General features: G+C 50.4%; 19 protein-coding genes. 9 read left to right on the plus strand and 10 right to left on the minus strand.

Annotated elements, in window-relative coordinates; all coding sequences use genetic code 11:
• Nucleotides 1–85 precede the first annotated feature (85 nt).
• Nucleotides 86–1,237, plus strand: a complete 1,152-nt coding sequence (locus ABI361_01265; protein MEO9319279.1) for an aldo/keto reductase — start codon at nucleotides 86–88, stop codon at nucleotides 1,235–1,237.
• 6 nt (nucleotides 1,238–1,243) lie between these two features.
• Here the strand turns inward: ABI361_01265 and ABI361_01270 are convergent, their stop codons facing one another.
• The 5 genes from ABI361_01270 to ABI361_01290 all read right to left on the minus strand — a co-directional run bounded on the left by ABI361_01270 (nucleotide 1,244) and on the right by ABI361_01290 (nucleotide 8,305).
• A complete protein-coding gene (locus tag ABI361_01270) occupies nucleotides 1,244–2,134 on the minus strand; it encodes a tetratricopeptide repeat protein (protein ID MEO9319280.1) in 891 nt (296 codons plus the stop codon).
• A gap of 181 nt (nucleotides 2,135–2,315) precedes the next feature.
• Nucleotides 2,316–2,891: a gamma-glutamyl-gamma-aminobutyrate hydrolase family protein gene (locus tag ABI361_01275; protein MEO9319281.1), complete on the minus strand. Its 576-nt coding sequence runs from the start codon at nucleotides 2,889–2,891 to the stop codon at nucleotides 2,316–2,318.
• Nucleotides 2,888–5,692: a UPF0182 family protein gene (locus ABI361_01280; protein MEO9319282.1), complete on the minus strand. Its 2,805-nt coding sequence runs from the start codon at nucleotides 5,690–5,692 to the stop codon at nucleotides 2,888–2,890. The genes ABI361_01275 and ABI361_01280 overlap by 4 nt, the downstream gene beginning before the upstream one ends.
• A 421-nt stretch (nucleotides 5,693–6,113) precedes the next feature.
• On the minus strand, nucleotides 6,114–7,289 hold the full coding sequence (locus tag ABI361_01285; GenBank protein MEO9319283.1) for a DNA primase small subunit domain-containing protein: 1,176 nt from the start codon (nucleotides 7,287–7,289) through the stop codon (nucleotides 6,114–6,116).
• Nucleotides 7,286–8,305, minus strand: a complete 1,020-nt coding sequence (locus ABI361_01290; protein MEO9319284.1) for a DNA primase — start codon at nucleotides 8,303–8,305, stop codon at nucleotides 7,286–7,288. Before ABI361_01290 ends, ABI361_01285 begins: the two co-directional genes overlap by 4 nt.
• Nucleotides 8,306–8,381: 76 nt before the next feature.
• Here ABI361_01290 and ABI361_01295 point away from each other — a divergent pair, with 76 nt between their 5' ends.
• On the plus strand, nucleotides 8,382–9,248 hold the full coding sequence (locus ABI361_01295) for a deoxyribonuclease IV (GenBank protein MEO9319285.1): 867 nt from the start codon (nucleotides 8,382–8,384) through the stop codon (nucleotides 9,246–9,248).
• Between the two features lie 31 nt (nucleotides 9,249–9,279).
• On the opposite strand, the gene ABI361_01300 is transcribed toward ABI361_01295, so the two are convergent.
• Nucleotides 9,280–9,597: a hypothetical protein gene (locus ABI361_01300; GenBank protein ID MEO9319286.1), complete on the minus strand. Its 318-nt coding sequence runs from the start codon at nucleotides 9,595–9,597 to the stop codon at nucleotides 9,280–9,282.
• Nucleotides 9,598–10,070: 473 nt separating this feature from the next.
• Between ABI361_01300 and ABI361_01305 the strand changes: the two genes are divergently transcribed.
• Both ABI361_01305 and ABI361_01310 read left to right on the plus strand, forming a co-directional pair.
• Nucleotides 10,071–10,853 carry a 2-amino-3,7-dideoxy-D-threo-hept-6-ulosonate synthase gene (locus ABI361_01305; protein ID MEO9319287.1) on the plus strand — a complete coding sequence of 261 codons (783 nt, stop codon included), beginning with the start codon at nucleotides 10,071–10,073 and terminating at the stop codon, nucleotides 10,851–10,853.
• On the plus strand, nucleotides 10,846–11,913 hold the full coding sequence (locus tag ABI361_01310) for a 3-dehydroquinate synthase II (protein MEO9319288.1): 1,068 nt from the start codon (nucleotides 10,846–10,848) through the stop codon (nucleotides 11,911–11,913). Before ABI361_01305 ends, ABI361_01310 begins: the two co-directional genes overlap by 8 nt.
• 39 nt (nucleotides 11,914–11,952) lie before the next feature.
• Here the strand turns inward: ABI361_01310 and ABI361_01315 are convergent, their stop codons facing one another.
• Both ABI361_01315 and ABI361_01320 read right to left on the minus strand, forming a co-directional pair.
• Nucleotides 11,953–12,183 (minus strand): hypothetical protein, encoded by a 231-nt coding sequence (locus tag ABI361_01315; protein ID MEO9319289.1) that lies wholly within the window; start codon nucleotides 12,181–12,183, stop codon nucleotides 11,953–11,955.
• A 489-nt stretch (nucleotides 12,184–12,672) separates the two neighbouring features.
• A complete protein-coding gene (locus ABI361_01320; protein ID MEO9319290.1) occupies nucleotides 12,673–13,227 on the minus strand; it encodes a dihydrofolate reductase family protein in 555 nt (184 codons plus the stop codon).
• 478 nt (nucleotides 13,228–13,705) lie between these two features.
• Here ABI361_01320 and ABI361_01325 point away from each other — a divergent pair, with 478 nt between their 5' ends.
• Nucleotides 13,706–14,551, plus strand: a complete 846-nt coding sequence (locus ABI361_01325; GenBank protein MEO9319291.1) for a site-specific DNA-methyltransferase — start codon at nucleotides 13,706–13,708, stop codon at nucleotides 14,549–14,551.
• A gap of 100 nt (nucleotides 14,552–14,651) precedes the next feature.
• On the opposite strand, the gene ABI361_01330 is transcribed toward ABI361_01325, so the two are convergent.
• Both ABI361_01330 and ABI361_01335 read right to left on the minus strand, forming a co-directional pair.
• Nucleotides 14,652–14,996 carry a hypothetical protein gene (locus tag ABI361_01330; GenBank protein ID MEO9319292.1) on the minus strand — a complete coding sequence of 115 codons (345 nt, stop codon included), beginning with the start codon at nucleotides 14,994–14,996 and terminating at the stop codon, nucleotides 14,652–14,654.
• 119 nt (nucleotides 14,997–15,115) lie between these two features.
• Nucleotides 15,116–15,331 carry a hypothetical protein gene (locus tag ABI361_01335; GenBank protein ID MEO9319293.1) on the minus strand — a complete coding sequence of 72 codons (216 nt, stop codon included), beginning with the start codon at nucleotides 15,329–15,331 and terminating at the stop codon, nucleotides 15,116–15,118.
• A 273-nt stretch (nucleotides 15,332–15,604) separates the two neighbouring features.
• Between ABI361_01335 and aroD the strand changes: the two genes are divergently transcribed.
• From aroD to aroA, 4 genes are read left to right on the plus strand one after another with little or no spacing between them, the layout of a single operon-like run.
• Nucleotides 15,605–16,306 carry a type I 3-dehydroquinate dehydratase gene (gene aroD, locus ABI361_01340; GenBank protein ID MEO9319294.1) on the plus strand — a complete coding sequence of 234 codons (702 nt, stop codon included), beginning with the start codon at nucleotides 15,605–15,607 and terminating at the stop codon, nucleotides 16,304–16,306.
• Between the two features lie 10 nt (nucleotides 16,307–16,316).
• Nucleotides 16,317–17,210, plus strand: a complete 894-nt coding sequence (gene aroE / locus ABI361_01345) for a shikimate dehydrogenase (protein ID MEO9319295.1) — start codon at nucleotides 16,317–16,319, stop codon at nucleotides 17,208–17,210.
• A complete protein-coding gene (locus tag ABI361_01350; GenBank protein ID MEO9319296.1) occupies nucleotides 17,207–18,076 on the plus strand; it encodes a shikimate kinase in 870 nt (289 codons plus the stop codon). Before aroE ends, ABI361_01350 begins: the two co-directional genes overlap by 4 nt.
• A complete protein-coding gene (gene aroA / locus ABI361_01355; protein ID MEO9319297.1) occupies nucleotides 18,069–19,373 on the plus strand; it encodes a 3-phosphoshikimate 1-carboxyvinyltransferase in 1,305 nt (434 codons plus the stop codon). Before ABI361_01350 ends, aroA begins: the two co-directional genes overlap by 8 nt.
• The last annotated feature ends 28 nt before the right edge of the window (nucleotides 19,374–19,401 follow it).

Below are 19,401 nucleotides of genomic sequence, written 5' to 3' on the forward strand. Positions count from 1 at the left end.
AAAAGTTTATAGTCAGACGGCCGATATTTGCAACCACCAATCAAGCTTGCTTGATCGGAATAGTAACTGAGCTCTGGAAAATGAAATGACCAACTTTGTTTTGTTGAAAGGCGCGGCGTCTCCAACCGCCACCGTCCGGTTCGCGCGTGATGCGACGCAGAAAGGGATAGAGCCATCGCATTTCAGGCTGTTCGAAGGACTAACCCTGTCTTCCACCGGCGTCGGGACTTACCTTGGGGGAATGAGCAGTAGCGTCGACGAGCAGATGGAAAATGCCATCTTTGATTCTGTAAAGAGTGGCGCCTTCAATGTCATCGACACGGCAATAAATTATCGGGCAATGAAGTCAGAGAAGAGTATTGGCCGTGCGCTCGTTCGTCTAGCGGAGGCGGGAATAAGCCGAGACCAATTATTCATCTCAACAAAAAATGGCTACATCACAAATGACGCAGATTACGCATCAATCGGCCTGGACGAATATATCCGCAAGATGTACGTCGATAGCGAAGTCATTCACGAGGAAGACATAAGCCCGAGCTATCATGTAATGAAGCCGGAGTATATCGCAAGGTGCATCGACAAATCCTTGGCCAACCTTCACCTCGAATCGCTAGACCTTGTTTACATTCATAATTCGTTTGAGAGTTGGTCTGGCCATGTAGACAAGGAGACTTACTTTGACATGTTGACCGAGGTGTTTGAGTTACACGAGAAATATCGAGACGCGGGCAGGATAAGGTACTACGGCATGGCAACCTGGACATGCTTCAGGGTGCCTCGGTCATCGCAACAGTTCATTTCGATGGAAGAAGTAGTCCATGCTGCTCGCTCTGCTGGGGGCGAAAATCATGGTTTCAGATGCATCCAGCTGCCTTACAATCTCCTCTATAACGAAGCAGCGACTCTGCAGAACCAACCAGTGACCGGTGAAAACGAACTGCTCACGCCGCTGGATGCCGCAAAAAAACTTGGAATCGGATTGTTTGCCAGCGTACCTCTGATGCAGGGCAAGCTGCTTGAAGTCCCGCTCCCTGCCGACCCCCGGATGTTTCCTGCTTCTCCTGCCAGCGCGAAACTCGTACAGTTTGTACGCTCCAGCCCGGGTATAGTGTCCGCGCTCATTGGTCAAAAGAGCCCACAGCACGTTCAGGACAATTCTCAGATTGCGCGGCTCGCCCCGCTAGACGCGGGCGAATTTGCCAGGGCGCTCAAAATCGTTGGGGACAGCCGGGGATAGCCTTGACTATAATTGAGCGATGCTTGAGGTTACGGCAGCGGCGTCCCTGGCGTTGGGCAAATACTCCAGATACAACAACAGGTCTTTCTTCGCACCTTGGGCCTCACCCAACTCGATTTCACAGATGGCTCTGTTCTTGTATATCGGCGCGTATCGAGCAGGATTTATCGCGATTGCCTTTGAGTAGCTCTCCTCAGCCTTTCGATACTGTTTGTTCTTTAGGAAATAGTTGCCAAGCGCTCTGTAAGCCAGATAGTATCTAGGATTCATCTGGACTGCAGATTCGAAACAACTCACGGCTTCACTTGATCCATTTTGACTGTGAATAGAGCCTAGCAGGTACCAAATCAGCGGGTGGTCTTCGGTGCGCCCCTTTTCCAGCTTGGCCTTGGCCTCTTCTATGCTACCCCTCTGTAACATACTATCACATTCAAAGTAGAGGCTGCAGGAACCCGCGTATGGCAAATCGTCGCGCTCTACGATATTTCGGAGCTCATCCGGGATAATGATTATTGCTATATGGTTTTCCTGGGCCCACATATCCTCAAACTTTGACTCGGGAATTGCTCCATAGGTGTCGGGCTCCGGCACATACGTTAGTATCCTGCGGTCTGCGCTACTAAAACCCGAAATAACGTTGGCATGCTGGGCAGTATCCTGTATCCCTGGAAGGATAGCGATGGGAGGGATGCGCTGGTCTATCCGCTTTTTAAGGTTGGTCATGGAGCTCTCATAGATGTACCACCTCAGTCCGAGCGACTTGAGGTATTTCAGTCCAGAAAAAATATCATTCCTCTGCTCAGCCGCGGCCGCTTCGCCTATCTGCAAATCATAGCCCCAGTAGCTCGCCAACACCGTCAACACCAATGGCATCGGATCGCTTTCACTGGAGCTCACGATTGGTAACGAAAGAGTTTCACTTTGATGCGGCAATCCATGGGAAGAAATTCAACATCAAAATAAAATGCTTGTCATGCTGAGCCGCATTTCAGGCGATGAAAAGTCACTTACTTTTTCAAAAAATGGTTCGAATGCGGTCTGTGCCGCGAAGATCAGTCTCCAAGTGGGCACGGCCACTTTAGCCTGGCGCGTCAAGGGCTAGAAAATTCCGCATAAGTGCTTCGCCAACTACACCACTTTTTTCGGGATGAAACTGTGTGCCCCACATTGCCATGCGCTCGTCACAGAATATTTCGTATGGTGTCTGGTTTGAATTGGCAACTTGCATGAACCCCTGAGGCAGACGGGCCACACGAAATGCGTGGCTCTGGTATACACTGATGCTTTTTTCCATTCCGCGGGTTATAGGCGTGTCTGACGCGATGTTTATCTGCTCCAGCCCTCGAGACGGAGCGGGCATTCTAGTTACTGTCCCGCCCAAAGAGAGAGCAATAATTTCAGCACCGTAGCAGATTCCAAGGAGGCATTTCCGTCCCTCCTTGCACTGGCGGATGAAGCGGGAGTTGTGGGCATTAGTTTGAGCCGAACCAGACCTTCTCCCGGACAGGATAACTCGTTCGGCATACTCTATATGATTTGCTTGTACAAGATCGTACCGCATGCAATCTGCTTTTGCGCCAAGCTGATTCAGGAGCGACAATATATTCGGCGTAAAGGGAGAAAGATTGTCGACCACAAGGACGCCGCTACTCACCTGGCCAGAATCACCGTTACGTAATGGATTTCAGAAACGCCCTGGATCTCGGTTATCACTCCAAAATTTACGACCGTATCGCTGGTTTTCCACTCGTACACCCGTTTGGAGCCGAACTCTGATATGAAACTTGAGACCGTTGAGTTCAAATGTTCGAGTTCCTGCGTCGACCCGACATCAAGAGTGACGCGTGCCTCCTGGAACTGCGCAGGCGAAACGATTGCCGTAGGCTTGACCAACGTGACATTATCAGCCGCAAACAAATGTTCAACCAGCAGCAGCCGCGCTTGAACGGCCGACTCGTTGTTTGATGCGGGGATCGGCATGGAAGGCGTGGCGGCTGAACTGGGCGCTGACTTGTTCAAGAAATTCCGGAGCGCGTCGTCCAGAGTTTGGCCGATACCAACAATATTGGCAAACTGGGAAGTTGGAGCGCTTACAATGGCAACGCCTGCCAGCTGCTCTGCAGCCCCGGCTTGGCTGTCGCTTGTATATATGGGAAGGACATATGCGTAGAGGTTTTCCGACTTATACAGGGTGGCGTCGCCTACTTTTGGAGAGCCGGGAAGCTGGGACTTGAAGAGCTGGAAGTCCTTATCCTTGCCGAGCATCTGGCGTGCAGAATCCGGACTTATCAACGTCGAGTTGGATAAAGACGTGCTATTTGAATCGGAATAGAAGGTGAGGGTACCGAGACTGCTCAAATCACTAGAAACAGTGGCATATCCAACCACTCCCGAAGTGGGGGCGCTGCGTGATTGAACTAATTGTACCCCGACATATTTCGTTGAGTTTTGGCCGCCTGACAAGTCCATATAGTAATAAGAAGGCTGTTCGATACCGCCTGTTTCTTTCGGAATATCGTAGAATTGCTTTGAATCGACAAAGTCCTGTGGGTTGGTAACATGGAAAGTGTCGAACTTGCCCATTCGCCAGATAAACATCTCGGGAGGATACCGCAATTGCTTAGAAAGCCAGGCCGGCATTGATTGCTCGACGATTCCCGTGTCCTTATAGGTCTCGTAGAAAACATTAGAGTATTCGTCATTACCGGTTACGTATATCTTGATGCTGCCGCTATAAGCGTCGATTACTCCATATCCTATCAGACGGAGAGCAAAGCTTGATGCCCACGGGACGCGCGAGGTGTCGATGGGCATTATTAACGGCACAAGCCAATAGCTTTTAGAACCGTCTGTTACCGGGGTTACATCGATTTTCCTGAACTGGCTGCTGAGCGTGTCACCTATCTGGAACTCATAGATAAAGTAAGGAAACAATGTATCCATTCGTTGAAAGATATCCTTGTACCGAGTTATGTGGACGGTCTGTCCGGGGTAAGATAGAAGGAAATTGGGATCAAAGATCCATGTGAGGGGAGGAGACAGGTCTACCCCGCCGTTTGGATTGTACTGCACGCTGTCAGCTGCTGGTCCAGCGGACTGCGCAATCGGATATGCGGACCATGCTCTGCTAAAGATTCCGGAGTCCCCGCTCGGACCAAAGTAGACTTCCTTCTGCGGTGAAAGCTGCTCGGGACTTTCAGATCCTGTTCCGTTTGCCAAAGTGGCGCTGATTATGGGGATGCCTGCGTCGGAATGAGTGAGAGCTATATGATCGCTATACCACTTGTTTGGAAGATTGCTTTCCGAGGGTCTGACAGGCGTCGTGACCCCTGCCCAGAAGAGCGAGTTATTATTCCTTATAAGTTCGGAATCAATTACGGCTAGGTCTGCTCTCTGGCTCAGCGGTTCCTTCAATCGAGATAACGCCGCTTCCTTGTCCCAGAGAATTACCTTGCCCACTGTTGAAGCGAGGCTTCCGTTTGCTGCGGTTAGCATCGGATATGATGGCTGCGTGACGTTAGGATGAATTGACACCTGGTTAACGCCGTCCAGCTCTGCAAGGTACCTGTTAACGGAGATTTGTTGTGCTGCGTAAGGAACCCGTAGTGTTGAACTGTTTGCCCCCAGAAAAGAATCATTGACCACGACAATTATTCCCGCAACTGCAGTAATCGCTACCGCCGTTACAAATCTGGCGTACAGTTGGCGCCTGTCCGGATAAATAATTACGCGTGACCTTCTGGTGTCCAAAAGTCCAAAGGAGATAAATGCAATGCCTAACGCCAAGAATGCTGTAATGACGAAACGGGAGCTGGCGTCGAGATTGGTAGAGAATACAAGATTGAACATAATCCATAGAAAGGTAACTCCCGCAATCAGTTCTATTTTGGAGATATAGCCCAGGTACCTCGGCTTTCCCTGCGATGAGTCCACCAGGTATCGAGTGAACAAGTCAAGCGCCCCTCCGAGGCCCAGGTAGATCAACAGTCGAACTCCGAGTGCCGAGAAGACCAGCGGCAGGATCATGGTCAGCGGAAGCATCGCAGGGACGACCAGTGATCTACCAAGGTCAGATCCGTCCTGCACATCTGCAAATGGAAGGGAAAAAATCGGAACAAGGGCGTCTAGGTGTAACTCAGCTCCCTGAGAGGCGGCCTGGATAACCATTCCAAAGGCCGCATTTGCAAAGAGCGGTGCGAGCAGAATTATCTTTGTGACCTGCCACACCGCAAAACCCATTGGAGACATGGTGTACTCCGAGTACGTTCCCCTCCTCGTCTTTTCGAAATCGTTCCTCTTTAGGAAAGAAACTGCTACAAACAGGACGTACCATGTTATGGAGCGTCGATTACGCACGTCTAGCCGTACCAGCGCAATGGCCGCAAGGATGAGGCCGGAAATCAGCAAGAAGAAGAGGGGTTTTAGAAATAGAGCCCCAAATTCCTGAATATTCATGGCGAGATTTAGTGCTTGGGCGCTGACTGTGGCAAATATCAGAGAGCATATAGCAAGAATAGCAGCTATTCTGATTAGTCTGCCAAAACCGATCCGGTGTGACCGGTCCTCGCTATAGTTATCCCACAAATAATTGTCATGATCTTAAACTCCCTTTATTTCTTTCAGATGTCATCAGTGCCGGGCACATGAGCGCCTTGTTGAAGGAAAAAAAGTAGGCGCCTTCGCCTACTTCTTTACGGATTTCTTCTTTTTTGACGCGGCCATTTCTTCAAAGACTTCTACACCGTGGGGAAAACAAATACGAATATCACAAATGATTGACAAGGTGGTGGAATTTTGCATAGGAAAGCGAAGTTGAATAATCGTTGACTGGTACTAACATTGTGATTTATCATGTGCTGTTGCACAGTTTTACTTTCTAGGCTTCCAGCGTTGCAAGACCCTTGCAAATCAGGTAACATGCAGCGAACGCCGGGACCTCGGCCTTTTCTTTGCCGAGCTTGAAAGACATCCCCTTCAGCTTGAGTTTTACCGGTGCCCTTACCTGGATCCCTATTTTCGCGTCGCCTATTACGCAGGCCTTGGTGAAGGGATCAAAATCGGATAAATTGTCGCATCGAACCTTCGCTAGGCTGCTTTTGCTGTTAATGGATCCTGGCAGGCGAAAGATCCTATGAATGTCGGATGTCACTTGAGGGTCAATAATGGCTCTCTGTTTGTTGGCAGCTTCCTCAACACGGGTCTTCAGTCCTTCGTAACCCCCAAGATCCGTTATCCTGTGGGTGGTCTCCTTTGAGGATGCTTTGACGACTTTGAGCAACGCGTTAATACGCGCGGCCCAGCCGTATTGCATTTCGGGGGCAGATTGCCTGACTATGAAGCCTCTCTCGTCCCTCTTGGACTTTCTGACGCCCAGCACTTCGGGCATTAATCCGGTAGCCGAGATGTAGCCTGCAATTTCCATCCTTGCACGTGAGTCCAGGGTTTCAAAGTCCTGGCCTCCAGAAAGATGAACGTGGAAGCCATTGTTTCCTGAAAAGTAAACTGCAATATCATCTTCCGAGAAGCCAAATTCGCCGGTTAGAAAGTCTGTCAGTCTCCTAACGTGCGCTAGTGAGCCTCCGATGCATTTCGAGCAGGGAATCGACACTTTTTCTATACGACCCCCCGAACAGCTGACGCATGCTTGATCTGCTTTTTCCCCCGAAGGCGTCTCTTGAAATGTATCGCAGGCGGTGCAGTGGGTATAGGTATGGCTTTCCACACAGGGAAGATTCAGGTCTTTTCCGTCAATATCGAAAATTAGCGATGCCGAAATCCAGCCCTTTTGATCCATCGGTTGAGTCGGATGCAGGTAGCAAGAGTTAGAACAATAGATGTCCGAAGGAACCTCTCTTACAAGATACGCCTGCAGCTCACCCGCACTCCCAAAGGAAAGATGCCGCTTCATGCCGGGGCTTCCAAAGCCCGTAAAACCGAATTCCCTCTGTTGGAGCATTGACGGCAGTTCAAACTTACTAAATCCGCGGAAATAATACTCTCGGAATGCCGACCTGAGGAACTGCAAAATGTCCCGCGACTTATCTTGAGTCATGATTTTCTCCGTCCAAATTGGACCGGATTGATTATGCCGTCGCATGCAGGAATCGCAAAACACAGTGCTTCAATACGCAGCTTGTCGCACGACGGCACCGAGTACTTGGTACCGCTCCCCCTGGCTCCCGCAAGATGCTCGACCTGATAGCGGGTAATCTTTTCGTTGAAATCAGGAGCGTTTTGAAAAAGCTGCACTATCTCGTCCGTACCTCTTCCAATTGCCAGCATGTACGTGGCAAGCATCACTCGGGCCGCGTGCGATAGGTTTTCGCCTCTTCCCAGCGTCTCTACCGCGTGTTTTATGCAGGGAGGATAATCTACGACGGGGGATAACTTGTACTCGAAGCGAGGGGCAAAACGCTGGCGAAGCTCCGATGCCACTTGGCGAACATGGTCTGAGACTCCGCTGACATCCATTGCCCTTATGCGGTCGGCAATCAGCCCTATGAGCTCGGTTCGAATTATTCTGACAGCATCCTCGGCATCCAAAAGGACCATTCCCTTGGAGACGGGCCTGTTCACCAGTTTCCATTCGGGTTCGTGAAAGTGCGATGCGCGGCCAAGGTATGCGGGGATGGAAACAGCAAACAACTTCAGAGACGGCTCGAATGAAATTTTCAGATGAAACAAGTCTTCGAAAATCTTTGAAAGCAATGCCAACCTCAGGTCTTTATCGCTTTTCTTGATATCGGATACAAGAAATTCTTCGGCACGCCTTGCCTCTGCCAGCGCATACTTTTTCATCAGCGAGTCAATGCCTATCGCTCTGACAAGTATCAGCGAAATAAGAAACGAGGTAATTTCGACTTCATGCCTGTCCAGCTCTCTGAAAACTTCGCCGTCAGCCGCAGCCTCTATCCTTTTAACAGCTCTTGGCAAGATCTGTGAAATTTCAGGCCTATCGAGTTCTTCCCAGTTGAAGCCCGACTCCCGAATATAGGATCCTGCCTCGTCAATAAATGGGTATTTTGCAAGGTCTCCTGTACCCAGGCGCAACTGCGGCCGGCGTGACATGCCCAATTCTGACGCGCACGACTGCAATAAAACGCAATCGAAAGGATTTAAGAATTGCCCGAATAAGGCATCTCGATTGGGGAACCTGACAAAACTGGGCGTTCATGTCTCGGCCGCAGGTGGAATTTACAATTCGGTGGAAAAAGCAAAATCCTTAGGTTGTACTGCTTTTCAAATATTTACTAGAAGTCCGCGCGGCTGGCAGGCAAAAGACCTGGCACGCGCCGATATCGACCAGTTCAAATCGAGCCTCTCTGCCAGCGGGATCAGACGAGATGCGGTGGTCATACACATGCCGTATCTTCCGAACCTCTCGGCCCCCAGGGGGGACATTTATGAGAAGTCGGCATTGTCTCTGAAGCAGGAAGCGCAGCGGGCAAGCGAACTGGGGATTCCAAATCTAGTCATACATCTTGGCAGCCACATGGGCGCTGGAGAAAAGCAGGGAGTGAGCCAGTTGGTCGATGCCCTAAAGTCCGCAGCTGATTTTGTCTCTTCTAGGAGCGACCTTATATTCGTTTTAGAAAACGGTGCCGGACAGAAGAACAGGTTAGGATCGAGTTTTGAGGAACTGCGGTCGCTTCTGGACGCCCTTGGCGAACCGGGAAGGTTTGGCGTTTGCCTTGATACGTGCCATGCTTTCGCGGCCGGCTATGACCTCCGAACCCAAGAATCCGTCGAAAGAGTGATGGAGGAGTTCGACAGGACGGTTGGTCTTGACGCGATAAGGGTAATCCATCTTAACGACTCCAAGGGTGGCCTGGGTTCAAAACTCGATCGCCACGAGGATATCGGAAAAGGCAATATTGGATCCGAGGGGCTGGCAGCCTTTCTCGGCCACAAGGTCTGCGGATCCATACCAGTCATACTCGAGACTCCAAAACAAAATGAAGCAGATGATCGCCGAAATCTTACTGCAGTACTGAGACTAGCCGAATCATAGACCAAAATACGATTAGCAGATCTGCCGCCCCTTACTTTGGCGCAAGTTTATGCGAAATTATTGCCGCTGATGAGGGGTTGTATGTTATTGTGACGTTATCGCCCACGGAATACGTGCAGCCCTGAATCTGTCGTGGCCGCTCGTCCGACGGGGTTACGAGACATGTCTGGTCCGACTTCGAGGAAACTACGACTACTTCGCTCTTGGCCGACTGGAACAAGTCCTTGATTGGAAAGCCTTGGATAAATTGGATAAAGAAAATTGCTGCTGCAAACATCAGGCCAAACATGATCGCTAGTTTTCTCGTCGATATGCGCTCAAAACCGGACGAATCCGCGTCGTATGACATACGCCGGACAATCTAGGCTCTTCAGACTTGTAAAAACCTATTCACCGCTTTTCCTGCGATCGATTACAATGAACAATGCTATTCAACTGAGTGAATTTATAAGGTGATTGATTCTGCTAGTCTACGGGTAGCTATGGACCAGCAAGACGACAAACTTGTTCGTATCCAATCCTTGGTATTGGAGCAGCAACAGAATTCTTGCTCCAATTGCGGGATCGATTTTTCTAGCGACGATGTACCCCGGTTCCGCTACGTTCTCCCTCCTGACCAAGGTGGCGAAGTATCGGAGGACAACGTGGAAGCAGTCTGCTCAACTTGTTTTGAGGAGTCCGCAAGCGAACCACTGTAACGTGCCATCAGGATTTAACATTGGTTTTCAGAGCTATCTCCCGCCGGGCAATGCGAGCAGGGCTCTTCCCAAAATTGAAGAAAACAAGTTATAAGTAGGTGGAAGAAAAGTCCCCTTACACTTTATGGTTTTTGGAAGAGACGTTCGGCTCAGCAGGATTACTAGAAATGGCAAGATGTTATGCATTCCGATGGATCATGGCATAAGCAACGGCCCAATACGTGGAATCGAGGATGTTCATTCCATGATCGAACAATGTGTTCCTGCTGGCCTTACATCGATCCTCGTCAACAAGGGGATACTGAAGTCAATGCCAAGAGTTCCAGAAACCGGGCTCATTGTCCATTTCTCTGGGAGCACCTCATTGGGACCCGCGCCGAACAGGAAAGTTCTGATGGGCTCAGTCGAAGAGGCGATCAGGCTTGGCGCAGACGCCGTTTCGCTTCACATCAACATCGGTGCTAAGGAAGAGCCTGAAATGCTACAAAAGCTCGGCATGGTAGCTGACAAGTGTGATGAGTGGAGCGTACCGCTGGTTGCGATGATGTATCCTCGCGGTGAGAACATCAAGAACCCTCATGATCCAGAGATCGTAGCCCACACCGCCCGAATTGGGGCAGAATCCGGTGCAGATATCGTGAAGACCGTGTATACCGGCGACATAGAGTCATTTAAGAAGGTCATAAAGGGATGCCCTGTGCCTATCGTCATTGCGGGCGGTCCAAAAGCATCCACGGACAAGGAAATTCTGGAAATGTGCTTTGGAGCAATGTCGGCAGGGGCAAAGGGAGTTACTTTTGGCCGGAACATATTCCAGCATAAAAGACCACCCGCTATGGTCCGGGCGCTGTACCGAGTGATAATTGAGGGCAAGTCGGTAAGAGAAGGTATGAAGGAACTTGACTGATATCAGAAATCGTGAGCTAATCATACGACCAACGGTCTCAAAAGCAAGCCTGCCAAAATTTCTGGAAAGCATCAAGGCAAGGGGCATTGAGACTGTTCAGGCGGAGCCGAAGGTAGCATCCGCTGCAGGCCTCAAGAGCGTTTATGAGTCAAACGATGCGGACCTCATAATATGCAAGTCTGTCGACCAGGTCAAGCAGGCTCGGACACAGACAAAGATTCTGGGATACCTCAAAAAGGTGCTCAGCAACTCCGATATTGACGAGATTGACATGGCCGCATCGGCGGGGGCCCAGTTTATCATTGTTGACGCATCAGATTGGAAGATAATCCCGCTCGAAAACATTATCGCAAAACTTCACCGCTCCAAGACCAAAGTCTACACAACTGCCAGGAGTGCTACCGAAGTGGCAACAATGTTTGCCGTCCTTGAACTGGGCGTGGACGGCGTAATACTTGCGACCGATAGCGAAGACGAAATCGAGCGCGCACAGCAACAGATGACCAATGTCATCTTTCCTATCAAGCCTGCCAAGATAGTAGAGATCAAGGATGTTGGAACCGGCGAACGAGTCTGTGTTGACACTGCGTCCATGATGTCGATGGGCGAAGGTATGCTTGTCGGCAGCAAATCGAATTTCATGCTCCTTGTTCATAATGAGTCGGTAGGTTCTTCTTTTACTTCCCCTCGTCCTTTTCGTGTCAACGCCGGAGCGGTATACTGCTACACTATCACACCCGACGGCAAGACTCATTATCTTTCCGAGATCGAGTCTGGAAGCGAGGTGTGGATCGTAAATGCAGCTGGAGTTAGCCGAAAAGCAGTAGTAGGCAGGTCGAAAATAGAAACACGGCCATTGCGCCTTATAAGGGCGGAGATTGACGGCCAGTCAGGCACCGTGATTCTTCAGAATGCAGAGACTATCAGGCTCATGACAAAGGATGGCAAATTGCTCTCCGTCACGGAGCTAAAAGTGGGCGACACCGTGCTTGGCTATTCAAAGCCGGCTACCGGAAGGCACTTTGGCATGGAAGTCGACGAGTACATCGTCGAGAAATGAGTGTTCCACTCTACTCCGACGACCGGATTTGCATTCTCGCTAGTAGCCTCCTCTGGCAATGTTGGCATTTCTTATCTTGCGGTAATTGATTTTGCCGAGGAATAATTCAGAGAACCCAGAAGAAGGATCCTTTGGGATCGTGCTGTCGGCCTCGTATATCTCGAGCCTGATTTTCGCCCCTGACTCTCGGCACTTGTAGCATAATGTAAACTCCTCCGAGTCTGCATCAAGGGCGCTTCCACAAAGAGGGCATCTCCTCTGCGCTACCATCTCAACTTCACTTCCGTCTGAGCGAACCAGCTTAAAACAAGCGGCATGTAATATTAGCGTCATACGCGCTGTACTTTGAGGCTGTCACATAGCGCTTTTTTGCAGCGCAGCAGCTTATGCTAAGAGACGAGTTTAGCTGGTTCCTGACCCAGGAATGTAGTCCTCCTGAGGGTAACTTTCTCTTGGCAAAACCGCCGCTGCCAAAAGAAAAACACCCCCGGAGAAAGTATATGATTGTCCAGGGGGCTGCAACGTTTTTGCGACTATTAGGCAACTTAGGCTGCATATCGAAGAGGTCCATGAGCAGGATTCTTCGAAGGATGCTTCTGCTTGAAAAAAGCGGCCACTGCGCCCTCAACTGACTGCGAGACACCAGTCATTCTGGCAGGGGTTCGAAATGGAGTTCTGTCGAGAACGTGGGGTTTACCACCAAGGGCACTCTGCAGGTTAGAAGTCGCCAAGCTCTTGCGTGTAACAGCGCGACCATGTTCACTTGCGGCGGTAATGAAGAATGACTGACCCTGTGTCCAGCGGCAGCGCCTGTATGAGCTCGAGCTCGGTTCTGGCGACTCCAGCGCCAAACAGCCGTTTTCCATTGCCAAGCAGGTTAGACGTCACCATCAGATAATACTCATCAACCAAACCTTGGCGCATGAAACTTTTAGCCAGGCCCGCACCGCCGAAACTGTAAATCTCACCCTGTGTGACCGACTGCTTGAGCCCGCCTACAACTGCAGCAAGGTCGCCAGTGGCGACCTTGGCGTTCCATCCCAGGTCACCGGACATTGACCGGGAAACCACCGTCTTTGGCAGCCGATTCATTGCCTCAGTCTCTGGCCGGCCTGCTGCCGCCGATGATGTCCAATATGCCTTGTTAAACTCGAAGTTTATCCTGCCGTAGATCAGGTGACCAGCGTTCTTCAGATTATGGTCGATCCAAGCCCTAACCACCTCCGCCGACAACGGCGGCGGCACGAACTCGCCGTTCGGGCCCGTGGTATAACCATCGAGACTGATGAACATCGCCAAAACAAGTTTAGCCATGATGTATTCTCATTGCCAAATTGATTGTATAGCGCAACCAATTGCTGCTCGTGACTGCATTATTTAAGAGTACATTTCCCGCCTTGATTCCAATAGAATAACCGAATACAAGAATTTCATGCGAAGCCTTGCGAATGCACCGCACAGAACGAAATTACGCTCGGAATCACCAGTGTCCTGTGAACTGGTAACTCCCGAATGCAGCGCCCGAACACCCTAATGTATCCATTGCATTTCACCCGGTTTTTCTGCGGTGTAACAGAACTTAACGTTTGTTTGACAAGCAGCTTTGCTCTATATCGGCCGTCATTTCGGCTCCGATGGGGCCTCATGCTGGAACCAAAGGCGCGTCGCAACCAATATTTGCTAAAATCTATTTCCATGGGTTGTATATTACTTTAGAGTCACCAGAATATGGAGACGACCTACGACCATTCGCAAGAATACCATGCTAGCGCGGGAACAGGCAGTGAACCAATTGATTGTCGGAAATTGCAATGAAGTGCTGGGCCAACTTGAAGAAAACTCGGTTCAGCTCACAATTACCTCGCCTCCTTACCGGAACGCGATTGATTACCAATTGCATGCTTCCGGAAGCGGCGGATATTATCGGGGCAAATTGAAACTTGAGACCAATGATTATCTGGAAAATATGACAGAAATTTTTGGGGATTCGATTTACCGTGTCACGAAGCCAGGAGGCTACTGCTGCATAGTTATCGCCAATGAGGTTGTCAATGGGACCATCTTGCCCTTGCCTCACATGCTGCTATCCCGGCTGGTAGAGCCTTTCGGTAAATGGCAGCTCCATGAGGAGATTATTTGGCACAAGGTGACCGGCGGAACGAACAGGTATGGATCTTTTGTCATAAACCCATACCCAAAATATTACCGCGCAAACATTATGCATGAATTCATTTTAATCCTCAGAAAAGGGGAGGCGAGCACAGGGCGAACCCTTAGACAGGACGCACTTCCCGCTACCCATGAAGAGTGGACAAAAGAGATTGCCAATTCCGTGTGGCATATCGCGCCAGTCCCGCCGGGTTTCATCAAGCACCCCTGTCCCTTCCCTGAGGAAATACCCTACCGCCTAATGACACTCTACTCCTATGAAGGGGACGTTGTCCTCGATCCGTTCAACGGCAGTGGGCAAACGACAAAGGTGGCCCACCACATGGGCAGGAATTACCTGGGTATTGATGTTGTTCCCGAGTATGTAGAGTTGGCAAGGTCAAGGACCATGACGGAGCCGCTTCATATCCGAGGCGAGGCGCTGATTGCAAACTGGAAGAAGATTCGCTCACACTTTCACAACGGCTAGTCAATATGGTGGACACTCCTCGTAAAGTCAAAGGCTCTTATGAACACGTACCTCGTAAGTCAGGAGGACCGGGCAGGACAGTCTATGAACGGGCGGGTATTCATGTGGGTCGAGTATTGCGCTCACGGAGCAGCCTCCCAAGAGCCTTCTGCCTGAGGGCTGCCTCGATATAGATTGAATCGCAAGAATCGCAGACAGAATAAATGGCTGCGCTGTCCATGCTCGGAGTGGTTACCTCATGCCATCGGAGCTTCGACGAGCTCTTTGAGCATATTATGCATGCCGCCTTTCCTTCTAGCAGGCTTCCTGCAGGGCCGGTGTACATGCCGTACACCTCATAACCATCGCCCTCAAATCTCTTCCAGCTTTTGTCAAACTCGGATATTAAATTCGGACCGAACCCAAGTGAACTGAGACGGGCAACATGGTCATTTAGAGAGTCCAACCACGATCGGCTCTCATAAGGGCACTAATAACGATTCTGCAGGCAAGAAAACCATGCTACATACGTTTCCTTAAATTTCGGAATCGCAAATCAAGCAATGCCGTTGGAATGAAGCGGACCTACATGATCGCGCTAATAACGGTGGCAATCCTCGGTTCGACATTGATTATCCCCACCTTTGTAATCCCCGTGTCCTTGAAATTAGAAAAACTCGGGGCATGTTCGGGTTTTGGCTGTGCAGAAGATTCTTTTAAAAAGTGCGAGGATACCTGGTCAAAGAATTCCACGACGGCCTTTGATTTTGTGTCAAACGGACTTGGGGGACTGACGTGCATGTGGGGTCAATCCCGTCAATAGTGAGCGGCAAGAAGACTTGTCACATTTAATTATCCCGCATACAGCACGGTAGAGTAAATGTCTGCAGCAAGCAGCGGGTCGAAATCGCCACGCCAGTTTAAGTGCAGCACCTGTGGTAGAGTATTTAATTCTGCAGAGCAGCTCGAGTCCCACAAAAGGATGGACCATGGCTCCGCGAGTTCGCCGCCAGCGGGCGTCGGTTAGGATGAACTTGGCCTTCGTTGTGAATTGTATTTTGGTGCCATCGTAGCTTGTTTAAATTTGGAATCTGCGCTTCACTCGCTCCACAAACAATTGAGCAGCTCGAACGAGACAGTGCTCTGGCGCTTAGAACAGGTGCTGATTTTATTGAGATTCGGTTTGATTATCTGGACAGGGCGGAATTTGAGGCCTCCTTGAAACTGACGGAGTCATTCAAGTCAAGGTCTGTTTTTACCTTGAGGTCAAAAGCGCAGGGCGGGAGGTTCGAAGGGGACGAGGAAGAGCGCATTTCAATGCTTCAGGCAATGGCAGGCGTAAAGCCAATGCTGCTTGACATCGAACTTGATGCCCTGGAATCAAGCGATATTCTTGCTGACCTGGCGGAAAAATCTAACACCAGGATACTGGTTTCGTGGCATGATTTTGAAAAAACTCCAGCGGCCGAATCGCTCTTTAACGTGCTGACGAGGATGCGCGTCTTTGGCAACCATGTAAAGATAGTGACGATGGCGCAGAGCACCGAAGACTCGCTAAGTCTGCTTAGGCTGTATGACGTCGCTTCCGGACTATACCCAATATTCTTTGCCATGGGAGTACACGGCGTTTTGTCAAGAGTCCTGTGCACAATCATAGGATATGCGCCCTTCACCTATGCAAGCCTTGGTGATGCTGTTGCCCCCGGCCAGCTAACCGTGAAGCAAATGCGCGAGATTTACCTGAAAATAGAGAATGGAATGGCTAGACTTACGTAGATAAATTATATTGGCGGTATTCCGTGTCCCAACAGGCGGAGACAGCACGACATCAAAGTCAACTACTATCGCCAAGACATACTGCATTATTGGTGATCCAATAGATCACTCTCTGTCGCCAGGAATGCAAAACGCTGCATTTGCAGCACTTAACCTCAACTGCGTTTATATCGCATTTCGAGTCCCTGCGACAGAGCTAGCAGAATCTGTAGCGTCACTGCGTGCCTCCGGCATTGCGGGATTCAATATTACAATACCTCACAAGGTCGCGGTGGTAAAGTATCTCGATGCGCTTGACGACAGCGCGAAAAGCGCGGGCGCTGTTAATACTGTCAAGAGCAATTCAGGAGCATTTACCGGATACAATACTGACATTGACGGGTTTATCAAACCACTGCATGCCCGCCAGGTTGACTTTTCGGGCATGCGGATACTTCTTCTCGGGGCAGGGGGCGCAGCTAGGGCTGTAGTGGCTTCGTTGTCAAGGGAACAAAAAATAGCAGAACTCGCCATCGCGAACAGAGATCCGGACAAGGCTGAAAAGCTTGCCGAGTTTGGATCAAATTCTGGATTGCGCACGACAACATTGTCACTGCAGCAGGCCGGCCTGATGGCGCGAAATTCTGACCTCATAGTAAATGCAACAAGTATCGGCCTGAAAAACGAAAAAAGTTTGATAGAAGCACAGGATATCAGGAAGGGCTCAATAGTTTACGATATCGTTTATCGACCTGTTACCACGTCGCTGCTAGAAAACGCAAAAAAGGCGCAGGCCATAGTGGTGTATGGCTACGAGATGCTTATAGAGCAGGGTGCTCTGGCGTTTGAAATCTGGACGGGTCTTACCGCGCCAAGAAGCGTAATGAAGAAGAACCTGCTAGGCATTTTTGGGGAACCTGCATGAACAGAATCTCGGCGCAGGCGACGATGCACGGCGCCGTTTCCATCGTAAATGCCATTGGGGCAGGAAAAGGTTCGGCTCTTGGGATTTCTCTGCAAACTGTTGCAGAGGTCGCGGTGGAATTCGGAAAGGGACACTCGATTCGATTCCTTTCCGGAAAAACTAGCGATTTGCTCATAAATGCAATTGTGCGAAAGATCCTGCCACCTAGGCTGTTGAACGAAGGGGCAGTCACGGTGAGGGTGACATCTGAGATCCCAATAGGTTTTGGTCTCAAAAGTTCAAGCGCTGTGTCCAATGCGGTTGCACTTGCCTGTAGCAGACTTGCAAGCGATCAAACTGACGATTCTGCCGTTCTTGACGCAGCTGTGAGTGCCTCGCTTGAGGCCAAAGTCTCGATTACGGGCGCATACGATGACGCCTGTGCATGCTATTATGGAGGCATTGTCACGACCGATAATAGCAAGAGGGAGCTAATTCACCATTCTGACGGCCCGGACGATCTGTATGCGGTTATCCTGCTGCCCCGCAAAGCCAGCCGGGGCGAAGTTGCTAAACTGAAGGTTTTTTCAGATTTGTTTGAAGTTGCATCCGATCTTGCCATTGGAGGGGAATACTGGAAGGCGATGAGGCTGAACGGTACCCTCGTATCCGCAGCTCTGTCTACGGACTATTCTCCGACACTCAGGGCCCTTGAAGCGGGCGCACTTTCGGCCTCCGTCTCGGGCAACGGGCCCTCAACCGCGGCTATCGTCGATGCACAGACTCTGCCCGCGGTTAAGGCCGCCCTCTCGGAATTTGACGGCAGGGTTATCACCTCCAAAGTTAATAACCAGAAGGCGTCGGTTGAGCTGGTAGACAATGGTTAGCGTCCAGGTCTCGAGATCAAGCCTGAAAGGAAGCGTCAGGTGCCCTTCCAGCAAAAGCTACAGCCACAGGGCGATCGCCGTTGCCTCGCTTTGCCCCGGGAAATCGACCATACAAAATGCATTGCTTGCGCGAGACACGCTCGCAACGCTTGCGGGCTGCCGTTCATTTGGCGCTAGCATAACCCATAGTGATACGACTGTTACCGTGCAAGGTCATGAACGCCTCGACCTTCCTGAGAATGTGATTAATGCCGAAAATTCGGGGACCACGATTCGAATCCTTGCCGCAATGTCAGGATTGGCCTTGCCCGCTGGATATACCGTTCTCACAGGCGATGAAAGTCTGAGAAAAAGGCCGATGCTTCCGATTCTTCAGGCCCTAAATGAGCTTGGAGTGGAAGCATTTTCAACAAAGATGAATGGGCGACCGCCGTTGGTAATCAAGGGAGGCGGAATAAGAGGCGGCCATGCCGTAATTGATGGGAGCATATCCAGCCAGTTCATATCCGGGCTTTTAATCGCAGGCATCTACGCGGAACGGGAAATCGCTCTGGACATTGCGGGGAATTTAGTGTCGAGGCCCTATGTCCTGGCCACGATCGCCACTATGAAACGGTTCGGAGTAAGTATTGATGCAAGTGACGACCTGCTCCACTATAAGATAAAAAGCGGCAGATACAAGCCGACCTCGTTTGAAGTCCCGAGCGACTTTTCAACCGCAGCACTCCTTTTGGCCGCAGGCGCATTGGTTAGCGAAAGCCTCGTCATAGAGGGGCTTAATTTTGAACTGCCGCAAGGCGATGCGGCCATAATTGACATTCTTCAGAAGATGGGTTCGAATCTGAGAGTTGACAGGGCCAAAGGCAGAGTGTCTATTGAAAAGTCTGAGAAACTCGAAGGAGGGGAGTTTGACCTCGGCGATACCCCCGACCTTTTACCGGTGGTTTCAGTTCTCGCTCTAAAGTCAAGGTCTCCAGTGGCGATAAGAGGAGTTGCCCATGCTCGCGTGAAGGAGACTGACCGGGTCGCAAACATAGCGTTGGAACTTGCCAAACTCGGAGCGGATGTTTCGGAATACCCCGACGGGCTCTCCATCAAGGCACCCCCGACGCTCAGAAATGCCTCTCTAGAAGCTTATAACGATCACCGACTATTCATGGCGTTTACGATTGCTTCCATGCTCACCGACAAGTCGGTCGTGGCCGGCGCCGAATCCGTAGACGTGTCGTATCCAAACTTTATTTCCGACATGCATGAGCTTGGAGCAAATATCTCGCCCATGCCCGACCGAGAATAGCTTTTTGGGTAACACCCAAAGAGCCAAA

The sequence above is a fragment of the Nitrososphaera sp. genome, from assembly GCA_039938515.1.
In the GTDB taxonomy this organism is placed as follows: Archaea; Thermoproteota; Nitrososphaeria; order Nitrososphaerales; family Nitrososphaeraceae; genus Nitrososphaera.

Bases quoted from the DNA above. Each gene is read 5' to 3' on its own strand.
- ABI361_01280 (MEO9319282.1), bottom strand. From the start codon at position 5,692: ATGAATATTCAGGAATTTGGGGCTCTATTTCTAAAACCCCTCTTCTTC.
- ABI361_01265 (MEO9319279.1), top strand. From the start codon at position 86: ATGACCAACTTTGTTTTGTTGAAAGGCGCGGCGTCTCCAACCGCCACC.
- ABI361_01300 (MEO9319286.1), bottom strand. From the start codon at position 9,597: ATGTCATACGACGCGGATTCGTCCGGTTTTGAGCGCATATCGACGAGA.
- ABI361_01320 (MEO9319290.1), bottom strand. From the start codon at position 13,227: ATGGCTAAACTTGTTTTGGCGATGTTCATCAGTCTCGATGGTTATACC.
- ABI361_01285 (MEO9319283.1), bottom strand. From the start codon at position 7,289: ATGACTCAAGATAAGTCGCGGGACATTTTGCAGTTCCTCAGGTCGGCA.
- ABI361_01335 (MEO9319293.1), bottom strand. From the start codon at position 15,331: ATGCACGTCAGTCCCCCAAGTCCGTTTGACACAAAATCAAAGGCCGTC.
- ABI361_01350 (MEO9319296.1), top strand. From the start codon at position 17,207: ATGAACAGAATCTCGGCGCAGGCGACGATGCACGGCGCCGTTTCCATC.
- aroA (MEO9319297.1), top strand. From the start codon at position 18,069: ATGGTTAGCGTCCAGGTCTCGAGATCAAGCCTGAAAGGAAGCGTCAGG.
- ABI361_01315 (MEO9319289.1), bottom strand. From the start codon at position 12,183: ATGGTAGCGCAGAGGAGATGCCCTCTTTGTGGAAGCGCCCTTGATGCA.
- ABI361_01290 (MEO9319284.1), bottom strand. From the start codon at position 8,305: ATGTCACGCCGGCCGCAGTTGCGCCTGGGTACAGGAGACCTTGCAAAA.
- ABI361_01305 (MEO9319287.1), top strand. From the start codon at position 10,071: ATGGTTTTTGGAAGAGACGTTCGGCTCAGCAGGATTACTAGAAATGGC.